At 70.1% G+C, this 21,575-nt stretch carries 11 protein-coding genes and 5 pseudogenes; 6 read left to right on the forward strand and 10 right to left on the reverse strand.

Features of this window, described 5'->3' with window-relative positions:
* Positions 1–309: 309 nt before the first annotated feature.
* The 3 genes and pseudogenes from UK82_RS42875 to UK82_RS30735 all read right to left on the reverse strand — a co-directional run bounded on the left by UK82_RS42875 (position 310) and on the right by UK82_RS30735 (position 3,618).
* Positions 310–678: a helix-turn-helix transcriptional regulator gene (locus tag UK82_RS42875; protein ID WP_396230594.1), complete on the reverse strand. Its 369-nt coding sequence runs from the start codon at positions 676–678 to the stop codon at positions 310–312.
* A 371-nt stretch (positions 679–1,049) separates the two neighbouring features.
* Positions 1,050–3,027, reverse strand: a pseudogene (locus UK82_RS42880) (AAA family ATPase); the annotation flags it as partial.
* A 120-nt stretch (positions 3,028–3,147) separates the two neighbouring features.
* Positions 3,148–3,618 carry a holin gene (locus UK82_RS30735; protein WP_063870347.1) on the reverse strand — a complete coding sequence of 157 codons (471 nt, stop codon included), beginning with the start codon at positions 3,616–3,618 and terminating at the stop codon, positions 3,148–3,150.
* 821 nt (positions 3,619–4,439) lie between these two features.
* On the opposite strand from UK82_RS30735, the gene UK82_RS33705 reads away from it, so the two are divergent.
* From UK82_RS33705 to UK82_RS31655, 6 genes and pseudogenes are all read left to right on the forward strand, one after another.
* Positions 4,440–4,577: a hypothetical protein gene (locus UK82_RS33705; protein ID WP_161849136.1), complete on the forward strand. Its 138-nt coding sequence runs from the start codon at positions 4,440–4,442 to the stop codon at positions 4,575–4,577.
* 191 nt (positions 4,578–4,768) lie between these two features.
* Positions 4,769–5,659 (forward strand): alpha/beta fold hydrolase, encoded by an 891-nt coding sequence (locus tag UK82_RS18855; protein WP_236706123.1) that lies wholly within the window; start codon positions 4,769–4,771, stop codon positions 5,657–5,659.
* Positions 5,660–7,227: 1,568 nt separating this feature from the next.
* Positions 7,228–7,686 (forward strand): annotated as a pseudogene (locus UK82_RS38660) (hypothetical protein); the annotation flags it as partial.
* 1,136 nt (positions 7,687–8,822) lie between these two features.
* Positions 8,823–9,644 carry a hypothetical protein gene (locus tag UK82_RS32915; protein ID WP_152989943.1) on the forward strand — a complete coding sequence of 274 codons (822 nt, stop codon included), beginning with the start codon at positions 8,823–8,825 and terminating at the stop codon, positions 9,642–9,644.
* Positions 9,645–9,746: 102 nt separating this feature from the next.
* Entirely contained in the window at positions 9,747–9,953 is a 207-nt protein-coding gene (locus UK82_RS18875; RefSeq protein ID WP_055408441.1) for a type II toxin-antitoxin system HicB family antitoxin, read from the forward strand.
* Positions 9,954–9,978: 25 nt separating this feature from the next.
* Positions 9,979–10,194, forward strand: a pseudogene (locus UK82_RS31655) (type II toxin-antitoxin system HicA family toxin).
* Between the two features lie 401 nt (positions 10,195–10,595).
* Here the strand turns inward: UK82_RS31655 and UK82_RS18880 are convergent.
* The 7 genes and pseudogenes from UK82_RS18880 to pglX (UK82_RS42890) all read right to left on the reverse strand — a co-directional run.
* On the reverse strand, positions 10,596–10,799 hold the full coding sequence (locus UK82_RS18880) for a hypothetical protein (RefSeq protein ID WP_055408443.1): 204 nt from the start codon (positions 10,797–10,799) through the stop codon (positions 10,596–10,598).
* A 63-nt stretch (positions 10,800–10,862) separates the two neighbouring features.
* Positions 10,863–12,992, reverse strand: coding sequence for a DEAD/DEAH box helicase (locus UK82_RS18885; protein ID WP_201784216.1), 2,130 nt, complete (start codon positions 12,990–12,992; stop codon positions 10,863–10,865).
* Positions 12,989–14,326, reverse strand: a complete 1,338-nt coding sequence (gene brxD / locus UK82_RS18890) for a BREX system ATP-binding protein BrxD (RefSeq protein ID WP_055408447.1) — start codon at positions 14,324–14,326, stop codon at positions 12,989–12,991. Before brxD ends, UK82_RS18885 begins: the two co-directional genes overlap by 4 nt.
* Positions 14,323–17,256, reverse strand: coding sequence for a BREX-6 system phosphatase PglZ (gene pglZ, locus UK82_RS18895; RefSeq protein WP_055408450.1), 2,934 nt, complete (start codon positions 17,254–17,256; stop codon positions 14,323–14,325). Before pglZ ends, brxD begins: the two co-directional genes overlap by 4 nt.
* Positions 17,253–19,320 (reverse strand): BREX-6 system adenine-specific DNA-methyltransferase PglX (pglX, locus tag UK82_RS38665; RefSeq protein WP_236706124.1); only part of this gene is annotated, 2,068 nt, incomplete at its 5' end. The genes pglZ and pglX (UK82_RS38665), both read right to left, overlap by 4 nt.
* Before the next feature lies 1 nt (position 19,321).
* A pseudogene (locus UK82_RS42885) lies at positions 19,322–19,750 on the reverse strand (SAM-dependent methyltransferase); the annotation flags it as partial.
* Position 19,751: 1 nt separating this feature from the next.
* Positions 19,752–21,563 (reverse strand): annotated as a pseudogene (gene pglX, locus UK82_RS42890) (BREX-6 system adenine-specific DNA-methyltransferase PglX); the annotation flags it as partial.
* Positions 21,564–21,575 lie beyond the last annotated feature (12 nt).

The following is a 21,575-nucleotide window of genomic DNA, read 5'->3' on the forward strand; positions in this document are numbered from 1 at the left end:
TGGCCACCGCTTGGTGGAGCAGGTCGATTGCAGTGATGAGCGCGGTGGGGTCGTCGGTACGCAGAGCCTCGCGTAGTACGTCGGCAGCCCGAGAGGCTCCGGCCTGGGCTGGATCAGACATGCCGAAGGGACTTCTCTCCTCGAAGGAGGCCCGCGTCAACCGTTGCAGTCGGGCCCGAGCCTGTTCGAGTAGACGCCCACGCATCCGTGTCTCCCCGTTCCTGGCGCGGCGCCGTCCAAGCATCGCCACGCGTACGCGACCAGGAATTGACCGTGACGCGGGCGGGCGGGCGGCGCACGAGTAGTCGACTACTCGTCTTCGAAGGCCGGTGTGTCGCCCCACACCGCGGCGGCCAGGCCGGTTCGGCCGCGTACGCCGAGCCGCTGTCCGGCGCGCAGGATATGTCCTTCCACGGTGCGGACCGAGATGACCAGACGCGCGGCGATCTCCAGGTTGGACAGTCCCCGGGTCGCGAGGCTGACGATTTCGCGTTCCCGCGCGGTCAGGGGCAGCGGCCGCAGGGCCGCCGCCAGCGCCGGGGTCAGGAGACCCTCGCCCGCGCGGGCCAGACGGTCGGCCCGCGCGGTGGCCACTGACGCCTGGCCCCGCCGGCCCGCACGGGTATGCACCAGCGCGGCCTGCGCCGCGGCGTCGGCGGCGGCGGCCAGATCCCCCATGTCCTCCAGCTGGGAGGAGACGGACAGCAGCGCCGCGCCGTCGTCGGCGGCCAGCGCGGCGGCATGCGCAGCCGCCTGCGACGCGCGCGGACCCGTGACCCGCTGCGCGAGCCACGCCAGCCTCGCGGCACCCTGCCGGTACCCGAACCGGGCGGCCGTCTGGCGAAGCAACACCTCCCAGCCCCACTCCCCGTTGTCCGCGTTCCTCTCGGCAGCGCGGCACAGCGTCGCGATCGCCTCGCTGATCGCCCCCTCGGCGGCTGAGACCCAGGCCGTGGCCAGCGCCCGGTCCGGTTCGAACAGCGCGAACCCGGGATGCCACCCCGTCTCCAGCTGGTGCAGCGCCACCCTGGCCTCGGTGGCGGCGCCGNGCATCGCGTACGACTGGGTCAGACTCATCAGCGCGCGGATCTCCCACCCGCCCAGCCCACCGTCCACCAGGCCGGCGTGAGCCTCGCGCAGCCAGCGCAGGGCGGTGCGCGCCTGCCCGCGCGCCGCCGCCACGTGACCGAGCAGCGTGATCCCCATCAGGTGGGAGTTCCCGAACGGTTGACGAAGCTCGTCGTAGGACGTCCGGGCCAGTGTCTGCGCCTCGTCGAGATGGCCGGCGAGGCGCAGACCGAGAACACTCAGGTCATGCAGGCCCATGGCGAGCAGCGGGCCGTCACCGATGCGGGCCACTGCCCCGCGCAGCCGGGGGAACTCCGGGCGGGCCTCGTCGAAACGGCCGAGGACACCCAGGCCGGCGGACAGGCCCCAGCCGGCCAGGACGACCGATTCGTCGGGCAGCGTGGTCTGCTCCAGCGCCGCGCGGGCCGCGCGCACCGCCTCCGCGGGCCGGCCCAGCCAGAGCTCGAACGTGCAGCGCAGCGCGGCCAGCGCCGCCCTGACCGTGGCGCCGTCCTGGGCGGCGCGATCAGGGTCGGTGATGCTGAGCGTCCCGTCCACGGCGACCGATGCGCCGGCGGGGACGGGCAGAGCCTCCAAGGCGTGTTCCGCGCGCCGCAGGACCTCGTCGGCCTCGTCCGGTTGCCGCAGGATCCAGAACAGGTTCCCGGCCCGGGGAATCGCCACCAGGCTCTGCTCGACGATGCTGCGCGCGAGCGGCTCCGACACGCGAAGCTGCTCCTCGGCCTCCTGCCCGCGGTTGAGCCAGGTCAGGGCGAACGCGAGCAGGAGGCGGCCCTCGAACCCGCTTCCGGCGGCGATCGCGGCCCGGGCGAGCCGCTCCGACAGGCCGACGTCACCGAGCACGCTGGCCGCGCGTGCGGCGGCGAGCAGCAGACCGGTGTCCGGGGTGAGATCCGAGTCCATGACCAGCATCGCCTGGCGAAGAACGTCATCGGCGCGCCGGGTGCCGAGGGCCCCGAGGGTCGTCGCGAGGGTTCCGCGCAGCCGCCGGGCCCGCAGCAGGCCGGTGCTCGCGCGACGCACCTCGCCGTAGAGCGGGTGGGCGAGCCGGGCGTGCAGCCGCTGTCCGTCTCTGCTGATCTCCAGCAGGCCGCGATCCTCGGCCTGCTCGACGGCAGCCCGGGAGGTGAGGCGCACCAGGGGAACGACGCCGAGTGGCTCGCTGAGCGCGAGTAGATCGATCACGTCTCGCAGCGGCTCCGGCAGCTCCCCCATCCGAGCCTCCACCAGCTCCGTGAGCCCACGGGACAGACGTGGCTCCCCCGACCAGCGCCACACCCCCGCGGTCGCCCGCAGCCGGCCGGCCGCCCGTTCGCCCTCCACGAGCAGCCGCAGATACAGCGGATTCCCGCGGGTCAGCGCCCAGATCCGCTGGGCGCTGACGCTGTCGACGTCACCACCCAGGACCGTCCGCAGAAGATCGCGCGCTGTGGGTTCGGCCAGTGGCACGACCTCCAGACGCTCCAGATACTGCTCCTTCCACAATGCGGTCACCGTCTCCGGCACCAACGTTCCGTTCCGGACGGTGACCACGAGTCTGACCAGCCCACGGGACGCCAACTGGTACAGGACAAGCGCGGAAACCTCGTCCAGCAGATGCGCGTCGTCCACCCCGAGCACAACGGGGCGGCCGTCCGACCCGCCGTCGCTCAACAGGTCGAAGGTCCGCCGCGTCGCCGTCGCGAGGTCACCGCCGGAAGCACCAAAGACCGTGAACAGGCCCAGCGGAATCCCCCGGGTCGCCATGGTCGCGGTCGCCCACCGCACGACCATCCCGCGGCGGCGCGCCGCCGCCAGCGCCTCCCGGGCCAGCCGCGTCTTTCCGACGCCAGCCTCGCCCGCGAGAAACACACCCGTGGGCCCCGAAGCCAGGCGCATCACCCGGTCGACCAGACCCAGTTCCTCGGCCCGGCCCGTCAATGACCATCCCCCCCGCACGACCGAACCTTACCGCCGGCCCAGCGTCGAAGATCTCCCGCCGCGGTGACTCGAGCGCGACAGTGAAACGAAGATAATCCGGTTGGTCGGTTCGTCAGGACAGCCCGAGCGCCAGGAGAGTCAGGAAGAAACCCGCCGTCGGCGTAGGCCGCGAACTCCCGCCGCACCGGGCTCCGGCCGCGCCGATTCCGACCCCGACCGCGGCGAGGACGACGCCGGCCGCGCCGCACCGCCCGCCCCTGGTCCGGCAGGGAATCCCACCGATCGCGCACGCGCATAGATCTCGGGGAAGGTGTCGACAAGACTCGGCGACATCGGCGTCCCGATCGGAGCCAGCCGGGAGCCGACGGACGTCAGCAACGACAGGGCGGCGGCCGCTGCCCCCAGGGACAGCGACAGGACCCACGACGCGGACATCAGGCCCACTCGACCCGCGCCCAGGACGACCATCAGTGTCTGACAGAACGTCTTGGCCGCCCGTTCGGCCAGGTCGCGCCAGAAGGCCGCGGCACACACCGTGGTGGCCTCGACAAGGAGTTCAGCGACGTCCCGCTTTCGCGGGTCCACCCCTGCCATCTCGACCGTCGACATCCGTCCGCGCCTCCCCCCGGGGGCGGTCAGCTGATGGTGTCCATCGGCCTCGTCGGGTCGCTGTGCCGCCCGCCGCCACGGTCCCGACTGTGGCGCATGGCGGCTCCCAGCGCACGAGTAGTCGACTACTCGCGATCAGGCATCTGGCGAGCATGCCTGCGTCGTCCCCACGCCCGAGGGGGTGGTCCGTTGGCAGGTAGGGACCGAGGAGCACGCTGTGTCCTGATTACCGGCAGGTGCTCCTGTACGGGACGCCGGGGGCATAACGGCGCCATTCATCCCTGGTGAGGCAGAGCGCGGCCGAAACAACCGTGTTGGTCTCGCCGAGTACGGTCTGGAGGGGCGTGTCGTTCAGGGTGGTGCTCAGGCTGGTGCGCGCTCCGGCCTGGCTGTCGATCGTGTCGGCGGCGAGAGCGAGCCCGAGAGCAAGACGTGGATCGGCCTTACGTAGATTGTCCGCTTCGGCAACCAGGGCCCTTGCGGTGACGAGCTGACGCTGCCGGACGGAGTGGCGCCACTGCTGGACGGCAAGGAAGGGGGAAGAATCCTTTCCGTCGCCGATGAAAGCCGCAGAACATCAGGCAGCGGGATGAGACAGGACTCTTCAGTTCGAACTCGGCATCGGCATGGATGTCATATCGGATAGAATGCCTCAGACCTTACATGGATTTCTTCGAGAAGTCACTGGGCGTGGCCGCCGGGCGGAAGATTAACCTGCTTATGAAGCCTAGAACAGGGTCGAACACCCACTTAGAGACCACAACGAACGCCGGACAGTCCTGATCCTGCTTCTAGCATTCCTCGCCGCCCTATCGACCCTGGTGGCTGTGATCACCGGGATCCTTGTCCGGGTCAACGGTGAGAGCTTGGCCAGCGCGGTGCTCGCCGGCGGCGCCGCGTTCGCCCTGACGCTCACGGTCATCACCGTGGTGCGCGGAGGGACGGACACAGACGGATAGCCCGTGTCAGCTCTTCCTGCTGGACGCCGGCGACCGGGGCGCTGACCCCAGGGGTGGTCGTCGGTGCCGTCCGCACATAGCTCTGGCGCTGCGAGGTCGGGGATTACCGGGCACCAGACCGGCGCCGGATTGGTCTCGCCTTCACCAGCTCCGGTCGACGCCGGCCGGCACCGGTCTGATGACATGGACGGGTGCCGGCGACGCGATGGGGACCTCGGATCGACGAGCGGTTCGCTCGGCCGCTGCGGCGCGGGCTGCCCGCGTCGGCCCGGACACCGGGGGTGCACGTCGTCGAGGCCGCCGGTGCGCTGCTGCGCGTCCGCGACGTCGGACAGGGGCGGACGCTGGTGTTCGTCGCGGATCCGCCGGTCACCGTGGAGGCCTACAGCGAGGTGATCAGCCGGCTCGCCGGGCGTCACCGGGTGGTGGTCCTCGAGCCACCGGGATTCGGCTTCTCGACCCCGCCGGCCGGCTTCGACGGCTCCTTCGCCGCGACCGCCCGGGTCGTCGAGGCATTCCTGGCTGACCTCGGCGGTGCACCGATGGGGCTGGTGTTTCCCTGCGCGTTCGGCTACCTCGGCCTGGACATCGCCACCCGCCGCCCCGACCTGGTCGACCGTCTCGTGCTCACGCAGGCCCCGGGCTGGGCGCAGGAGATCGCCTGGCGGAACTCCGTCGCCCGCAGATCGCCGCTGCGCCTGCCGGGGGTCGGCCAGCTCCTCCTGCGGCCGTGCGCGCCGCTGGTCGCCCGCTCCTGGCTGCGCGCCGCCACGGCCGACGCCATGCTGAGCAGCATGATCGTCCGCCACAGCGACGCCGCGTTCGCCGCGGGGGCGATGTTCGCTCTCGCCACCGCGTTCCAGACCTACCTCAGCGGCCCCGCGCCGACCCTGGCGCCGGCCGTCCCGGTCACCCTGCTGTGGGGCGACGCCGACCGGTCCCACCGCGCCAGCGATCCGGAGACACTACGCGACCACGTCCCCTCCGTTCGTATCCACCGGTTGCCCGGGACGGGGCACTTCCCCGAACTGCAACGCCCAGACGCCCTCGCGGCCGCCCTGGCACTCGACGGAACGACGTGATACCTCCGCCCGCAACCTTCCTGAAGGCGCGCGTCGTCGTCGGGCTCCGACATCACCCGCCCGGTGGCCGCACCAGTCTTCTGCCCACTGCAGCGCACGACGCTGCCGACATCGCGCGCCGGCCTCGCGCTGCTGAGGGCGACGGCGAGGCCCATGGCCGCCACCCCATGGTCGCCACAAGGGATCGAGGAGCGGCTACACGGACTCGCAAGCTCGCCCGGTCGGCGCTGTGGCGGTCGCCGCCGGCGACGCATGATCCGCGAAGGTACCGGCGGATCTGACTCCGACTCGGTCGCTGGCGGTGGACGGGACCGCCTGCCGGATGTCGCATTCCTGTGTGCCGAGCCGGCGCCGTTCAGGCTGGTGGCCACGGACCCGCCATGTCTCACGAGTGGTCGACCGGCCGGCCGGGATCGCGCCGCGGACTGAACATCAACGGGAGTGGCGACCAGCCCGTCATCGCCCCTGGCCAAAGCGCGAAAAACGCTGGGACCCGCCCTCGTCGGGCCCTACTCGAATCGGCTCCAGGCAGCATGATCGAGATTCGCGGAATGGCATTGCCTCTGTACCGGCGCACATGGCACGGTATAAAACTCCCGGGAGTCCAGGTGCGACGCGGGGGGGGCGGGCATGGGCATTGCCATCNTGGACGCGGTGCGGCTGGCCCAGGCCAACAATCGCACAGCGGATGGGCTACGCGGCCGTGAAGAGCTGCTCGCCGGTCTGATGGCAGCCGAGACCAGCGCGCAGGAGAAGGCTCGGAAGGCGCTTTACACCGACGGCCTGCTCCCTTTCCAGCAGTTGTTCAGCCGTTTGAAGGACGTGGACGTGGCGGAGCTCGCCGCGATCAATCTTCTGGTCGATGTCGGCCCGCGAGAACGGGCGACCAGCCCGGTCCGGGCTGGTGTCGGCCATGCTCTCGGCGCGGTCGTGGGCGGCGCGGTCGCCGGGACGGTCGTCGGCGCCGGAGCCAGCGCGGCCACCCTGACCACCGTCGGGGCCTTCGCCACCGCCTCGACGGGCACCGCCATCTCCGGACTGTCCGGCGCCGCGGCGACGAACGCGACCCTGGCCTGGCTCGGCGGCGGCTCGATCGCGGCCGGGGGCGGTGGCGTCGCCGCCGGCACGACCGTCCTGGCCGGCATCGTCACCGGGCCTGCCATCCTGGCGTTCGGCGGTGTCGTCGCATGGCAGGCCCGCCGGGCGCGGCGCCACCAGCGGGGCCGGGCCGACGAACTCGCGAACGACGCCGCGCGGCTGGACCAGGCCGAGAAGACCGGCGCGGCCGTCCGCCGGCTCAGCCGCCAGGTCCGCGACATCCTCAAGGATCTGCGCCGGGCCATCACCAGCCGACTTCCCGCCCTCGCCGCCCTGCTCGACACCACCGACGACTACCCGGCGCTGACCATCGACCAGCGGCGCACCGTCTCCGTCCTGGTCACCATCGCCACCACCGCGGTCACCGTCATGAGCACCGCCATCACCACCGAGGACGCCGAGCCGTCCGCCCAGTGCCGTCGCACGGTCCTCGACGCCCGCCAGCAGCTCAACGCCCTGGGCCTGGCCGCATGACCGTCCCCACCCGGCCGGGCCAGCCCCGGTCCGCCGCCTCCCCCGAAACCCCTGGAACCCCCGACCCCGGACCCGGCCAGGCAACCGAGTCCGCCAAATCCGGCCAGCCCGGCCCCACCGGGGATGACGCCGCCACGGACTCTGTGGACACCGGCCTGCCCGACAGCGGGACGGCGCCCGAGGGTCGGCGGCGGTTCCTGGCCATGTTGCCCGGGGGCGCCGACGCCGCCGCCTGGGCGGTCAGCGACCTCGCCACTCGCCGCGCCGCCGCCGCTGTCGTCACCACCCTGGCCAGCCGGGACGTCGTCGGCCAGCTCGCCCATCGCTGGGCCGCGGTCGGCAATCCGCAGCGCGCCGGACATCTGTTCGAGGTCATGCACGCCACGACCTTCAACCGCAACGCCGCCCTGCGGGGAGCCACCGCCCGCGCCTACGTCCAGGCCTGGACCGAAGACNGCTCCCCCACCGGAAAGATCGATATCAGGCTGCGGGACGGCGCCACCTTCCAGGACGTCCAGGCGAAACTCATCACCGACCCGGTCCGAGCGGCCCGCGCCGTCGCCTCACCCCACTTCGCCGGCATGCAGCGACTCGTGCCCACCGACCGGGTCGACGCCATCAACACCGTCCTCGACAAGGCCCTCACCCGCTCCCCCGACGGCGTCTACTACGCCGACTACCCCGACGCCCGCAGCCATCTCACCGACGTCCTCCACCACGGCGGCATCCACAGCGACCCGGTCAGCCTCGACCAGGCGCACAAGGCCGCCCGCAACCCGATCCGCTGGGCCCACCAGCAGGTCACCCGCTCCGCCGGACGCCAGATCGCCACCGGCGCCGCGGCCGCAGCCGCCACCGGAGCACTGCTCGCCGGTCTCACCACCGCCGCCACCGAGACGGCCCGCGCCCGCGCCGGCGAGACCTCCGCCGGCGCCGCGGTCATCACCGTGACCGGCGCGATCGCCCGCAACGCCGTCCGCTCCGGCACCATCGCAGCCCTCGCCCAGACCATCCAGGTCGCCGCGAAAACCGGCGCCCTGCCCGGCGTCCTCGGCGGCGGGACCATCAGCACCGCCCTCGCCGACACCGTCACCACCATCGCCACCGCCGGCGTCGCCTACGCCCGCGGCACCATCGACGCCCCCGAACTCGCCGCCCGCAGCGCCGCCGCGACCATTCGGACGAGCCTCGTCTGGGTTGGCGGACTCGCCGGCCAGACCGCCATCCCGGTCCCCGTCCTCGGCGCACTCCTCGGCGGCATCGCCGGCCAGGCCGCCGCCGTCCTGCTCACCCAGGGACTCCAACTCGCCATCAGCACCACCCTTGGCACACGCACCGACCCCGAGCGCCTGACCGTCCTCGGCGCCGAAGCCATCACCACCATGGCCACCGCCGCCACCCTGCAGACCCTCACCCACCAGCTCGCCACCGACCACCACACCGCGCTCACCGGGGACGTCCTGCCCCGGCTCGCCGCCCTCACCACCACCCTCGGCTCCCACCACCCCGCCACCAGCCTCGACGACCTCACCGCCCTGACCACCACCACCGCAGCCCGACCCAGCTTCACCACCATCGACGAGTTCGACCAGTGGATGACCGACCACACCACCACCCTCACCCTCAACCCGAACTGGTGAAGAAGGTGAACATCACCCAGCAGCGGCTGCTCTTTGCCTCGACCTGCGCGGACGAGCTGGCCCGGCAGGCGAAGCCCACGCTCACCCGCCGGCAGACCGGCAAAGCCTGGTCAGACCGCGCGGTCTGGTACGCCGACGACACCACCCTGATGGCCGTGGTCGGAGCCCACGAACAGCGCGACAGCGAACGCACCCTCGCCTACGGACTCGTCCTACGCGGCGACCGAGCCCTCCACCTGGTTCTCCCCCGCGGATGGGTGCAACCGACCCGGCGCCGCCTGGTCTGGCTCACGGGCGACCTTCGGCTCTCCGCCCACCACGACGGACACGTCGCCCCCGTGCCGTCCCTGCCCACCGACAAACCCGCCGCCGGCTACCCGGCCGACGCCGACCCGCGCCCCCTGCACCTCGGCCCGGCCACGGACTGGCTGACCCCCCTGCTGGACTGGGCCGGCCACCATCCCGACCTCGACCCCGGCCATCGCCCGAACACCCGCTCCTGGCACTGCCGCGGCCAACAGATCCTCGGCATCCGCAGACTCGGGAATGGTCTACGCGTCGAAGCCGGACTCACCGGCACCAGCACGACAACCCTCCTCGACCTGACCGGCCCACCCGACCCCGGCCGGTCCAGGCGTGGGACTTCACCCCGGCTCCGACTGGATCACCGGGATGAACCAGGGTGTCATCCAGGCCGCCCGGACCAGGATGCACGCTGGGCCCGTTCGACCAGCGCAGCACTCACAGCAGCCAGCCGGCACACGCATCGGTGAGTTCCGGCTGGAACATCGAGACGGCTGCGGACACCGGCCAGACCCGCCGGACGGGCACTCGCCCAGCCGCTACACGAAACCGCGCGGGTTATTCTGGCTGACATGGGTCGGGCGGTACACATCCCCTACACGGTGGAGCAGGACGAGGACGGTGTCTGGTGCGCCCACGCCTACGTCGGTCGGGTCGGCTGCAACGGCAACGGGGACACCCGCGAGGACGCACTGGCGGATCTACATGAGGCCGTCCTCATGATCCTCGAAGACGACGGCGCTCCCGACGAGTTCACCATCATGCTCGACGTCGCCTGAGCCGCAGGCGCCGCCAGTCCCATCGATCCCCGGCAAGGACGTCGTCAGGGCGTTACAGAAGGCCGGGTTCGAGCTGATCCGGATCAAAGGAAGCCATCACTGACTTCGCAATCCCGACCCTCACGGGAATGACGTCACCGTTCCCGTCCACGCGGGACGAGACGTCCCCAAAGGAACACTTCGCCAGATACTCGCGGACGCAGGCCTGACCACAGAAGACCTTCAAGCGCTTCTCGGATAGGCAGCCATCACGCCGGTCCGTGGAACGGTCTCGTCGGCTACCTTGAGCGGTGTTCTTCTCGGCGTTGACCGCGCCGATGTCGTCGAGTCGGTCCGCCAGCAGCAGGGGACTCCCGCCCTCAGGTACGGAGTGGTCTCTGCATGGCTCTGCGGGCTCGGGTCGTGGTCGACGAGCCGTAGGGTGGGCGTGACAGGGCTGATCCGGAGGCGGCGGAGGGGATGTCCGGTGGTGCGGCGGTTCAACACGGCGGGTCCGTGCCGCCCTGACTTCCACTACATGGTTCCGGCGTTGTCACGGCTACTGCAGGCACCTCGGCACCATCCAGGCGTCGGTCCGTGTCCCCGGGGGAACTCAACCCATTCGTACATGATCGGCTTCCGTGAAGTCTTCGACCTCACGGATTAGTCGATCACCTTGGTCAGGTCCCCCTCCACGGTCGCCGTGCCGTCGGCGCTACGGATGAAGGCGGTGTGGCCGTCGCCGGCCAGCGTCACCATGCCGGGATCTTCGGTGAGCTTGGCGGGAATGCTGGCCTGGCAGATCGGTCGGGCCAGCTTGGCCACGTCCCACACGACTGCGGTGCTGTTGGCGCCGTCGGTGTTCATCTTGGCGCTGCCGCTGAGGACGGTGTGTCTGGGCCTCGTGTCCGCCCACAACGGCCAACCCGCCTACTTCCCCTGGCCCAGGGTCTCGCCCTTCGAGAGCCATCGCCAGGCTCCGCCGACGTCAAGTAGGTAGCTCGCGACTACCTCGCGCTCGACCCAGGGCGGCATCAGCGGCTGGAACTTGCTCAGACGGTAGCCCGGAAGCGACTCGGCGACCTGCGCCCAGAGGCGCTCATCTTCCCAGAACTCGGGTTCCCCTAGCCTGCCGAGCGCGTCACGGAAGCGGTCTCTGCCAACGGCCGCGCCGCGTATCTTGACCTGGAAGTTGTCGGAGGTGACCTGCCAGTCTCCTGCGACCGCCTCGAGCGCATGCCGGAGCGTCGCGTTGATGCGCCCGCCCGCGAAGGTCCACCAGCGGATCTCCCCGGCATCGAACTCTGCGCCGCCGCGCTCGGAGCTGATTACCTCCCGTATGGAAGCACGCTGATCGGTGAGGACCTCCCATGCGGCGTCATCAAGATACGGATAGCGCGCCTCGCTGAGCAGCACTGACCGGATGTGCTGGCAGAGGTCGAGGCCGAGGAACTGGGGGAGGAACCCTCCCCATGTGGGCTGGCGACCGCGGGGCGCTGCCTCGACGATGACGCGGCGGTCATCGTGCCGTACGTGGAGGACGGCCCATGCACGCCCGCCAAGCAGGAAGCTGCTGACCCCGTCGACGAGCCGGTCGACGAATACCTGGCTGAGTGAGCCCAGGGGGCGGCCATTGGCGGCCTGTACCGTGTAGGTCTGCGGGCTGGAGAAGACCGCGAAGAGTTCCATGAAGTTCTTGCGGCCGAACCGGCGCTCCGCCTTCGGCCCCAGGACCAGCCGCCCGCCGGCAAGCCGGAGCGAGCCATCTCGCACCATCCACGCCAGAAGGCGGTCGTATTCGGCCCGGTGAATGCCCTGGAAGTCAGGCACGCACCCCAGGTGCTCCCAGGCAGCTTCGCCGGTGATCCCGTCCCCTGCCAGCGCCATGGCGAGCAGCTGGTGGATGAGCACCGGCCAGCAGCGGTAGTCGAGTTCGACCGGCTCGACCCAGCCCGTTCTGGCCAGCTCGACCAGGGCGATAGCCTGGAGCACTCCCTCGGTTGTCTCGCAGAGGAATGTTGTGTTGGGCGACTGCCCCGGTCGCCGCCCCGTTCGTCCCATGCGCTGCAGGAACGAGCTCACGGTGTCTGGCGCCTCTGCCTGCAGGACCCGGTCGAGGTCGCCGACGTCGATTCCCAGCTCCAGCGTTGAGGTGCACACGATGCAGGCGTCGCCGCCGTCGTGAAAGCGTTCCTCTGCGAGCTGGCGCTCTTCCCGGGATACGGCGCTGTGATGGACGAACACGGCGGTGCCGGCGCGCCGCATGTGCTCGGCGACGGCCTCTGTCGTGGACCGGGACTGGCAGAAGAGCAGGCTCTTGCGGCCCGCCGCAATCTGCGCCGCGTCGTGGGCGAGCTCGGCGAGGCCTAGGCGGTAGACGATGAGGATCTGCCGGGGCCTCGGCTGGCTCGGGGGGCTGACGACGCGCCCGTTCCGGCCGGACGTGCCCTGCATCCAGGTGAGGATGGCCTCGGGGTTGCCCACGGTCGCGGACAGCCCGACGCGCTGGACGTCATGCCGGGAAATGCGTGCCAGGCGCTCGATCACGCTCATCAGGTGGGCGCCGCGGTCGGATCCGGCCAGCGCGTGGATCTCGTCGACGATCACGGTCCGCAGGTCGGCGAAGAGCTTGCTCTCATCCACTCGCGCCGATAGGAGCATCACCTCAAGTGACTCAGGCGTCGTCATCAGGAGCTGGGCGGGCTCGTTGAGGAACTGGCGCCGGGAGCGGTCGGGCGTGTCACCGTGCCAGGCGAAGCTCCGCAGCCCGATCATCTCGGTGTAGAGCCCGAGCCGGTCCGCCTGGTTGTTCAGCAGCGCCTTGATCGGAGCGACGTACAGGGCGCCTACCCCGTGCGGCTCGTCATCGGCGAGCTGCGAGAGGACCGGGAAGACTGCTGCCTCGGTCTTGCCGCCGGCGGTGGGGGCCAGGATGATCGCGTTGTCGCCGGCGAGCAGCGCCGCACCTGCCTCTTCCTGCACGGGACGCAGGCTCGACCAGCCGAGCCGGGACACGATCGCCTGCTGCAGGCGCGGGGCGAAACGGGCGAAGACGCTCACCACACGTCCTCGGCCGGCACCAGCCCATCTGCCTCGTCGCCGGGGGCAGGGTCGAGGCTGGTGAGCGCGGTCCCGGAGAGCACGTGCTGCTCCTCGGGGCTGAGGTCCGTGGCCTGGAAGCCATACTCGGACATGGGCTCGTAGTCCGCGTGCTCCTCGACTAGATCGAGCTGCGTGACAAACTCACGCAGGAACTGGCGCGGCACCACGCCAACGTCGCCCTTGAAGCCCGCTGACACCTCCGCGACGAGCCGCTCCACGAAGGCCGTGCTGATCTTTCGGTCGAGGCGACCGAGGTCAGTGGTGGGAAACAGCTCGCGTAGGCGGAGCGCGACGGCGCGGAGACGCTCGGCGTCGAAGGGGGCAAGCTCGAGCTGGGCCTGGCGCAGGCTGGCGAAGCGGCCCTGCTTCAGGAACCGGATCCGCTCGTGGAGCGGGGCGAGGCCGGCGACGCCTTGCCTCGTGTCGAAGAATTCCGGCGTGCCCGTGAAGACCCAGAGCATGCCCGGGTAGGAACCCGAGGCATCGGCGATCTGCCGGATCCCGTTGAGGGACTTGTGCCGCGAGTCCGAGCGCATCCGCAGGATGGTCTCGGCCTCGTCTATGACGACGATCAGCCCCTTGTACCCGGCAGCCTTCACGATCTCCAGGACGCCCCGCAGGTAGTCGAGGGCATCGCGGCTCTCGATGTCCCCCTTGATGCCCGCCGTCTTCTTCGCGGAGGCGGCGACGTTGCCGCTGCCGCACAGCCAGGAGATGAGGGCTCCGGCCTCCGCCACGTTTCCCTGCTGCTTCAGCTCGAAGATGGCCTGGACGACGCGGACGAAGTCCTGCGGCGCCCTGCCCCCCGTCATTGCCGCGAGGTCCTCGTCGAGGCGCTTGGCCACTGTGGCGTCGAACGCCGGGTCCGCATCGTCCTCCCCGGCCGCGATCAGGGCCTCCTCTACCCGTCCGATCCAGCGGTCGAGGACATCGCCCAGGGCGCCGCGCGGACACGACGTGGTGCCGAGCTCGGTCAGCACCTTGCGGTACACGTCGTCGAACCGGTGGAACTTGAGGTCGTTGTCGGAGACGACGACGAAGCTGGTCGCGAACCCCTGGGCCTGCGCGTCGAGTACGGCGAGGCGGGCCATGAAGGTCTTCCCGCAGCCGTAGCCGCCGCGCAGGAACTTGACGGTGCCCTCGCCGTCCCCTACGAGGTCGAGCTGCCGGTGCAGTTCCCCACGCTGCTTCTCGATGCCGACCGCGAACGCGTCGATTCCCCGCTCAGGCACCAGGCCCTTGCGTAGCGCCTCGAAGACGTGCTCGGCATCCTTCCGGGTCAGAGTGCTCATTCGCTTCCCTCCCGTACGTAACGCTTCACACCGGCCACGACGTCAATGCGCACGACAAAGGGGGCCTGCTGGGCATAGGTCTCAAACTGGAGGGCGAAGCGGCGCAGATCGCGCGGGCCTCCCAGCATCGCGGCGGCTTCGTTCTCCGTGACCGCGCCATGGGCCTTCAGATGCTCGAACACCTGCCGGACCCCCGGGTCGGGGTACTGCTCCAGCCATCGCGCGTCGACTGCCGCCGAGGCGCCCTCTGCTGTCTCGGCCGCTGCCGCTGGTATCGGTGCCCGCGTCGCGGTGACGGGGAAGCGGGCGCCTGGCATGCCCGGCTCCACGTCCGCGACGGCGCTCGGATGGTGGACCTCGATGCGCACACGCGCGTCGGTAGCCCCGGAGAGCCGGAAGAAGAGCTCAAAGGACTCCCCGACGGTGGCGACGATCGTGCTGCCCGCGATTCGCGCCCTGCCGCGCGCCTGGCAGAGCTCAACCTGCACATCCTCGGCATCGGGGACGCGCAGGGCGAGCTCGATTTCCTTCGGGTTCCCGAAGTCCAGCGACTGCTGCGCGAGTGGCTCGACCCTGGCCTCGACGCAGTGCATCCCCGCCACACCCTCACGGGCCTGCGCGGTGACGCCGTACCTGATGCCACTCCCGCCGGCTGCGGTGCGGTGCACCACAGTGAGCACCGGGACGACGCGCTCCTGCAGGCTGTTGCCGCCATGCGCGAAACCTGTCGCCCGCCGAACCGTGTCGAAAACCGCGGTGCTCTCCGGGAAGAAGACGCTCGTGCTCGAGCCGTCGTATCGCAGGTCCGCGAGCGCGACCCTGACCTCGTCCGCATGAGCTGCCGCTACCGGCGAGAAGACGTGCCGCCTCTGGGGGTCCGTCCTGCGGCCACGGGCCTGGACGGCCGCACCGTCGTCATCCAGCAGCAGGAACCCGTGGTCGGCGGTGAAGACGAACCGGCGTACCCCTGCCTCGCGCAGCACGCGCCAGGCGGCGCGGAGCTTCTGCAGGGCGAGGTCGAACACGGCGGGGCCGATCCCCTTCTCGCCGGCCTCATCGATCTCCCGGCTATGCACGACGACCAGCCGCGCCTGGGAGATCGACCGCTTCAATGAAACAACGTCCCGGCCGACCACCTCGTCAAGGGTGAGCCACGGGCAGCTCGCGCCGCCGACCCGGTCGTGCATGGCGCGCTTGCGGGTCTCGGGGTCGAAGACCCGGAACTCGCCCGTCTGGAAGCCCCGCACCCCGCCGGCGTCGCCTGCCATCGAGACCTGCAGGCGGCCGTTACGGGAGACGGGCGCGAGTACGTTCATTCCCACCTCCGTCACGGTGGGGAGCTCGGCGAGCCGAGGCCGCAGCGCCACGGTGGTGGCCGGGGTGCCCTCCATCTGACGGAAGAGCTCCTGGCCCATCTCGAACCGCAGCGCATCGACGACAAAGTACGCGGTCGTCCCCGGCTCGACGGCCAGCGGCCGGACCACCTCGTCGAAGAGCGTCCGCTGCTGGCACGCGGGGCCGGGCAGGAAACCGCGTGCCGCGCAGAGCGCGTTGAACTCGCGCGCCCAGCCGTCGGCCCACCCGCGCCAGGCACGGCGCATCCGATCGAGGCACGCTCGCAGGGTCTCGAACTCGGGAAGCAGCGGATAAAGCAGGGCCGCCCGCTGCTGTTCCAGCAGCCGGTGCGCTTGGTCCACGGCGGCGCCCCGCTCGGTGTAGGCCGTCATGGCGGCCTCCAGGGCGTCATCCACGTTCGCGTCCACGCCAATCCGGGTGCCCACGCGGGCGATCTCCTGACCGAGCCGGGCCGCCGCACGGACGAGCTGCCAGGCCGACTGCCGCGCTGGATCGTCGCGGAGCCAGAAGGACGGGCCTGCCGAGGTGGGTTCTATGCGCGGGACGGCCCATCCGGCTGCCTGGTCGTAGGCACCGTGGCCGAGAGCGGCCAGCGCGGCCTTGAGGACCTTGTCCTCCTCGAACCGGAACGTGTCGATGACACCGAGGTCCTCGGCCTGGGCCTGCTCGACCTCCTCGGCGAGCAGCGCCTCCGTCTCGTCCGCCGTCCGCTGGTAGAAGCCCGGATGACGCTCTCGGAGATGGGCCGCCACGGCACAGCACGCATCGATCACCGGCCGCGGCAGGACGGCAACAGGCGCCAGGTGGTCGCTGGCGGGCGCGCGCTGCAGGTCGTCCGTGTACTCCACGCACAGCGCCCAGCTCGCCGCGGTGAAGGCCACGTCTCCGGGGCGCAGCCGTGCGGGAGGAAGCGTGGCATCGCGCCAGGAGGCCGGGAGCCCGGTCCAGGCGGCGAACCGCTCCCAGAGTGCATCCTCGGCGTCGTAATCGCCGATCTGGTTGGCGATGGATCCCCCGGCGAGCAGGTCGTCAAGGACCGCCTCTGGGCTCATGGCCCGGAGCTGCGCCGAGATGCCCACCTCGGCTCCGCCCACGAGCGCGCCGAGCCAGGCGTCGGCGCCAGCGAGCGTCATGCCGGGCTGCGCCCGGAAGGCATCGATCTGGTCGGGGCGGACCTGCCCCGAGGCCGCCTCGGTGACGAGAGTGTCGAGCGCCTTGCGATACCGCACGCCGGCGGCGTAAAGCTCGAAGAGCGGCGTCTCCCGCACAGTCTCCTCGGTGAAGCCCGGCAGGTGGATGACGAGTGGCACCATCTCCGTCCCGGCGGCCACGCCATCGAGCGCCACCATCAGCGCCAGGTGGCTGCCCCGGAAGGCATGGACCTGGTACGGCAGGTCCCCGGCGGCGCGTAGCGCCACAAGCCGCTCGACGAACTCGCTGTAGATCCCGGCCTGGTCGAGCCAGACGACGATGCTACGCCGGCGCACCCACGACCTCAGGTCTGCCTCCAGTGCCACGGACACGGGGCCGCCGAGTCCCGTCACCGACGACGGGGGCGGCGCTGTCGTCGTCACGAGTCGCCCTCCCCGTCCGCATTGGCGTCATCGTCGGCCGCCTCATCGGCTTCGTCATCGAAAAGCTCGACGGGCGGGACGAGGTCGGCCAGGACGCTCTTGCGGACCTGGACCCTGTCGGGATGGGCCGCCTCGAACACCGCCCGAGCGGCGGGCTCGTCGGGGGCGAGGATGCGGATCTCCGTGCCCTGCCGTTTGGCCAGTTTCAGCTCGATATCCCACAGCGCCTCAGCGTGGGCCGCCCAGAGTCCGGTCTCCAGGATGCGCATCTCGGAGACGACTTTCCGGTTTTTGCCACGGCCCATCCGCCGGATAGCCTCCCGCTCGATCGCGGCGAGGGCGGCCTTGGGCTCGTCGCGCAGGAAGGCGTGACGGTGGGATCTATCGCCAGGATCGTCCAGGTCCCGGCCGCTGGGGCGGTAGGGCTCCTCCTCGATCCGGAACTCGGGACCGATCTCGTCCTGGAGCCTCAGTTCCCAGATCCAGGCCCGCTCGGGGTGGTACCGCCAGAAGCAGCCGTGCGCCACGCCGAGGCTGGGGTCATTCCGGCACTTCCGGTCGACCCGGTCGGGCCAGTAGCGCATCGCCAGGTGCGACCAGTCATAGTCCCTCCGACTGGTCGCGGTGGCGAGCTCCTTCCACCACTTCCTCGGCTCCTTCCACTGCGGGTCGAGCAGCGGCCAGATCGCGGCAGAGTTGATCATCACGCCATCGTCGAGGTCGGGATCGTAGCGGGCGTCCTGCTGCCGGCCGGGGCACTTGCCATCGGTTGGCGGCGCACCGCGGTCCGCGCACTGCTCGACACTGGCGATGAACTCCCGCAGCTCGCTCCGGGCCTTGAAGACCCGGTCGTACTGCCGCTCGGCGTCACGCGCGGCCTTCTTGTTGATGCCATCACGGGCAACCGCCAGGTCGGCTAGTTCGCCATCGAGGCGGACAAGCGTCGGCGCGAGATGGTCGGCGAGCAGCACCCGCAAGGTCTGGCTGGTCATCCGATGGATGTTCACCCAGGCCACGAAGCTCTTACTAGCCGAGGAGAGTGGCCAGTGGACGGGCCGGTTCTTATACATGCCCTTGTGGACGTCTTTGAAGAAGTCGAGGGCCAGCCAGTCGCGCAGGCTCCTCCTGGTGCCGATCGCCGACGAGTGCTTCGCCCAGGCGGCGTGCAGAGGCGCCGCCGCGGGGTGGCCCAGGCCATCGCGGCGATCCTCGGCGTCGAGGATAGTGTCGAGGAAGAGGATCCCGTGTGGGAGTGCGTGGGAGAGGTCTGCGGTAACAGGGTCGAGAATGCCCTCAGCGAGGCTGTCGCCGAGGCCGAAGCGGCCGAGGGCGACGCCGAGGGCAAAGCTCAGATGGTCCGTGGAGGGTTCGGGGTCTAGCCGCTCGACGTACTCGGGGAGCGGCGCACCCTTAGGGCGATCGACGGCGGACTGGGCCCAGTCTTGGGCGTGCAGCCAGGGCGAGGGGCCAGGATGGCGAAACGCGTGCGACGTCTCGCAAGCTGCCTCGTGCTGCGAGAACTTATCAACCAGTTGCCGCCCGATGTCTTCCGCATCCGCTATCGCAACTACGGGTAGGCGGTTGATGTCGCCGCCGGTAAAGTGGATGCCCGGATTGAGGGATCCGACAATCTCCTGAGCAAGCGAAGAATTGAGAAGGCACAATACACGAAAGCATTCCTCCTCGCTTTCGGGGAAAACTGAGGCGCCCATGCTCCCGAAGATGGATCTAGAACGGTGAAGGCGCGCACTGAAGGTGTTACCGATTGTGGAAAAGGCAACTCCGGGCTTCCAGTATAGATCTTCGTTCTTGACGGTTCGAGTATGCGAACCGTAAAGGTGCTCGTTGAAAGTTCGTATCTGGAGACCGGAACTTCCCCAGTCGACTACTGTCGACAGTGGGTCAATCCAGCGCAATCCTTTCGCTCCAGCGATAAAAGGCGCCCATGGTTGAGATGTGGTGCGCCGGTCTCCTCGACCGACTATTTCGATCGAGGAGAGGTCCACTTCCCAGGGCCAGCGAAGGAAGCGTGTATCGTTAGAAGTCTGGGCACCACTTCGTGCANGCGAAACATCCCGCAGTTTAGGTTCAGCAGCATAGTCGGCCAGGAAGTCTGCCGTCCACCAATAGACCAGCGGCCATTCCGGTACAATTTTGAGTGCGGCCGAGTCGAAGGCGTGGCAGCCCTCATGACATAAAGTAGCAGCACGCTTTCGTTGGGTTCGTGCGCTATCCCGTGATTTGTCTTCTCTCGGCGTAGGGCAAAGCGCGCTGGTCTCCACGGCCGTGACGTCACGGGCAAATATTGACACGGTGACACTGACGACCTCGTCGGGCACGCTTTCGAAGGCCCCCCGGTCGAAGTCTCCAAGCGCCTCCAGGCCGTGCGTCCCCAACAGATGCTCCCGCAGCCCCGAGTACTGCTTGAGAAACATCCAGTCTCGCATCGTAAGCATCGCCGACACTCCGCCGTCACGCACCAGTTCCAGCCCGCNGAGCAGGAACGCGGCGTAGAGGTCCGCCTTGCCGAGCGGGTAGGTTCGAGAGACATACGTCGTCTCGGCCATCTTGCTCGTGCCCTGGTACGGCGGGTTCCCCACGACTAGGTCGTACGTGCCCTCCCGGACCAGCCGCACAAAGCGGACGCCCGCAGCCAACTGCTCGCCGCGTAGCCGAAGGCCCAGGTCGTCGCCGCCGGTGTGGTGGGCGAGGAAGTCCTCCAGCCGGTCGAGCAGTGTGGCCCTGGCCTCGGAGCGGCCGATGGTGATCCGTGCGGGCTCTGGGCTGAAGCCGATCAACAGGTCGCCCTGCTCGGGTACCGCGCGGCTCAGGGCGGCCTCGTGGCTTTCCAGCGCCTCGTCGACCACCGTGCCTACCTTGAGTAGGGAGCCCAGGTGGTCGGCGCCGCGCAGGGCGTGGATCAGCGTGTTGGTCAGCGCGCCCGGAATGCCTGTCTCGCGCTCCACCTCGCGGCGCAGCTCGACGAATGCCGGGTCGTCGTCGGCCAAGCTCGCGAGGCGGAGGCGGGACGCCACGAGGTTGAGCCGCTCGGGACGGGCGTCGGGTGCCACCTGCCGGGCTTTGAGCCAGAGCGCCGCCACGGCGATCTGCACCGCCCGCGGGTCTAGGTCGATGCCGTGCAAGTTGTGCGCGAGGATCCGCTCGACGATGGACTGGTCGGACCAGCGGTCCTCGCCGTCCTCGCCCCGGTGGCGGGCCTCTTCCCGGTAGAACGCGACCAGGAGGTCAAGCGCCACGACCAGGAAGTGCCCCGAGCCGACAGCCGGGTCGAGTAGCCGCAGGTCGCGGACGGTCTCGGGTGCCTGCGTCACGGCGCTGTCGGGGACCGGCTGCGGCAGATAGTACGCCCAACGCCGCTCCGCGCCGGTATGCAGCGGCATCAGGTCGGTGAGCGCGACCTCGCCGGACGTGCGCCTGGCCCGCCAGCCGGCCCGTCGATCCTCAAGGCGGTCGAGTGTGCCGTCGGCCATCACCTCGGGCGTCCACCCGTGGCGCTGGCAGATGGCCAGCCACATCGGTCCCAGGGTGTTCTGGAGCAGCCAGTCCACCATGTACCGCTCGGTAAACATCTGCGTCTTGCTGACGATCTCGTGCGGCTCTACCTTGCCGCCGTCGTTGAGCTTGGCGTCGAGCGCCTCGCGCTCGGGATCATTCCAGTACTGGTAGACCCAGCCGAGCGTCATGTCGTCGGACCAGCAGCTCTCCAGCGCTTCGGAGTTCAGCGCGTCGATGACATGCCGCAGAGTCGCCGCGGGAACCGGGACCAAGTCGGCGACGCCCGCCGGGCCGTAGAGGCCGGGCAGTTCGGTGGCGAGGTCCTCGAAGACCAGGCGGAGCAGGAACGCGTAGCCCTCTGTCTCGTCGTCGCGGGCAATCTGTGGGGCGAGCTCCCGGAATTCCAGGTACCCGCGGCTCTCCCAGCCGCCCGTCACCACGGCGAGCGTCCGGAGTGGCCGGCCCGAGAGACCAGGTGCCTCCATAAGCCGGAGCAGGACCAGCCGGTTCAGGAGGGTGTAGGCCGCCTGCTTCTCGGCCTCGCGCCGGAAGTTCTCCTCGGATCGGTCCGCTTTGGCCCCGGCGGTGCCCCGCGCCCGGACCTGCTCGGCCACCCATGCCTTCAGCCGCCTGCGCCTGGTGCGCGCGGCCTCGTCCAGCCCGGCTGCGTGGCTGGAGACCGCAAGCCGGTAGGCCGTCTCGGTGGCGTCGTGCAGGTCGTCCAGGAGGCGGGCACGGAGGAGGCGGATCGTCGTCGCGAGTGCGTGCTTCGCGTCGGAGGTCATGGACATGGTCGCCGCCCC

Origin of the sequence: Frankia sp. ACN1ag (assembly GCF_001414035.1) — a bacterium.
GTDB lineage: Bacteria > Actinomycetota > Actinomycetes > Frankiales > Frankiaceae > Frankia > Frankia torreyi.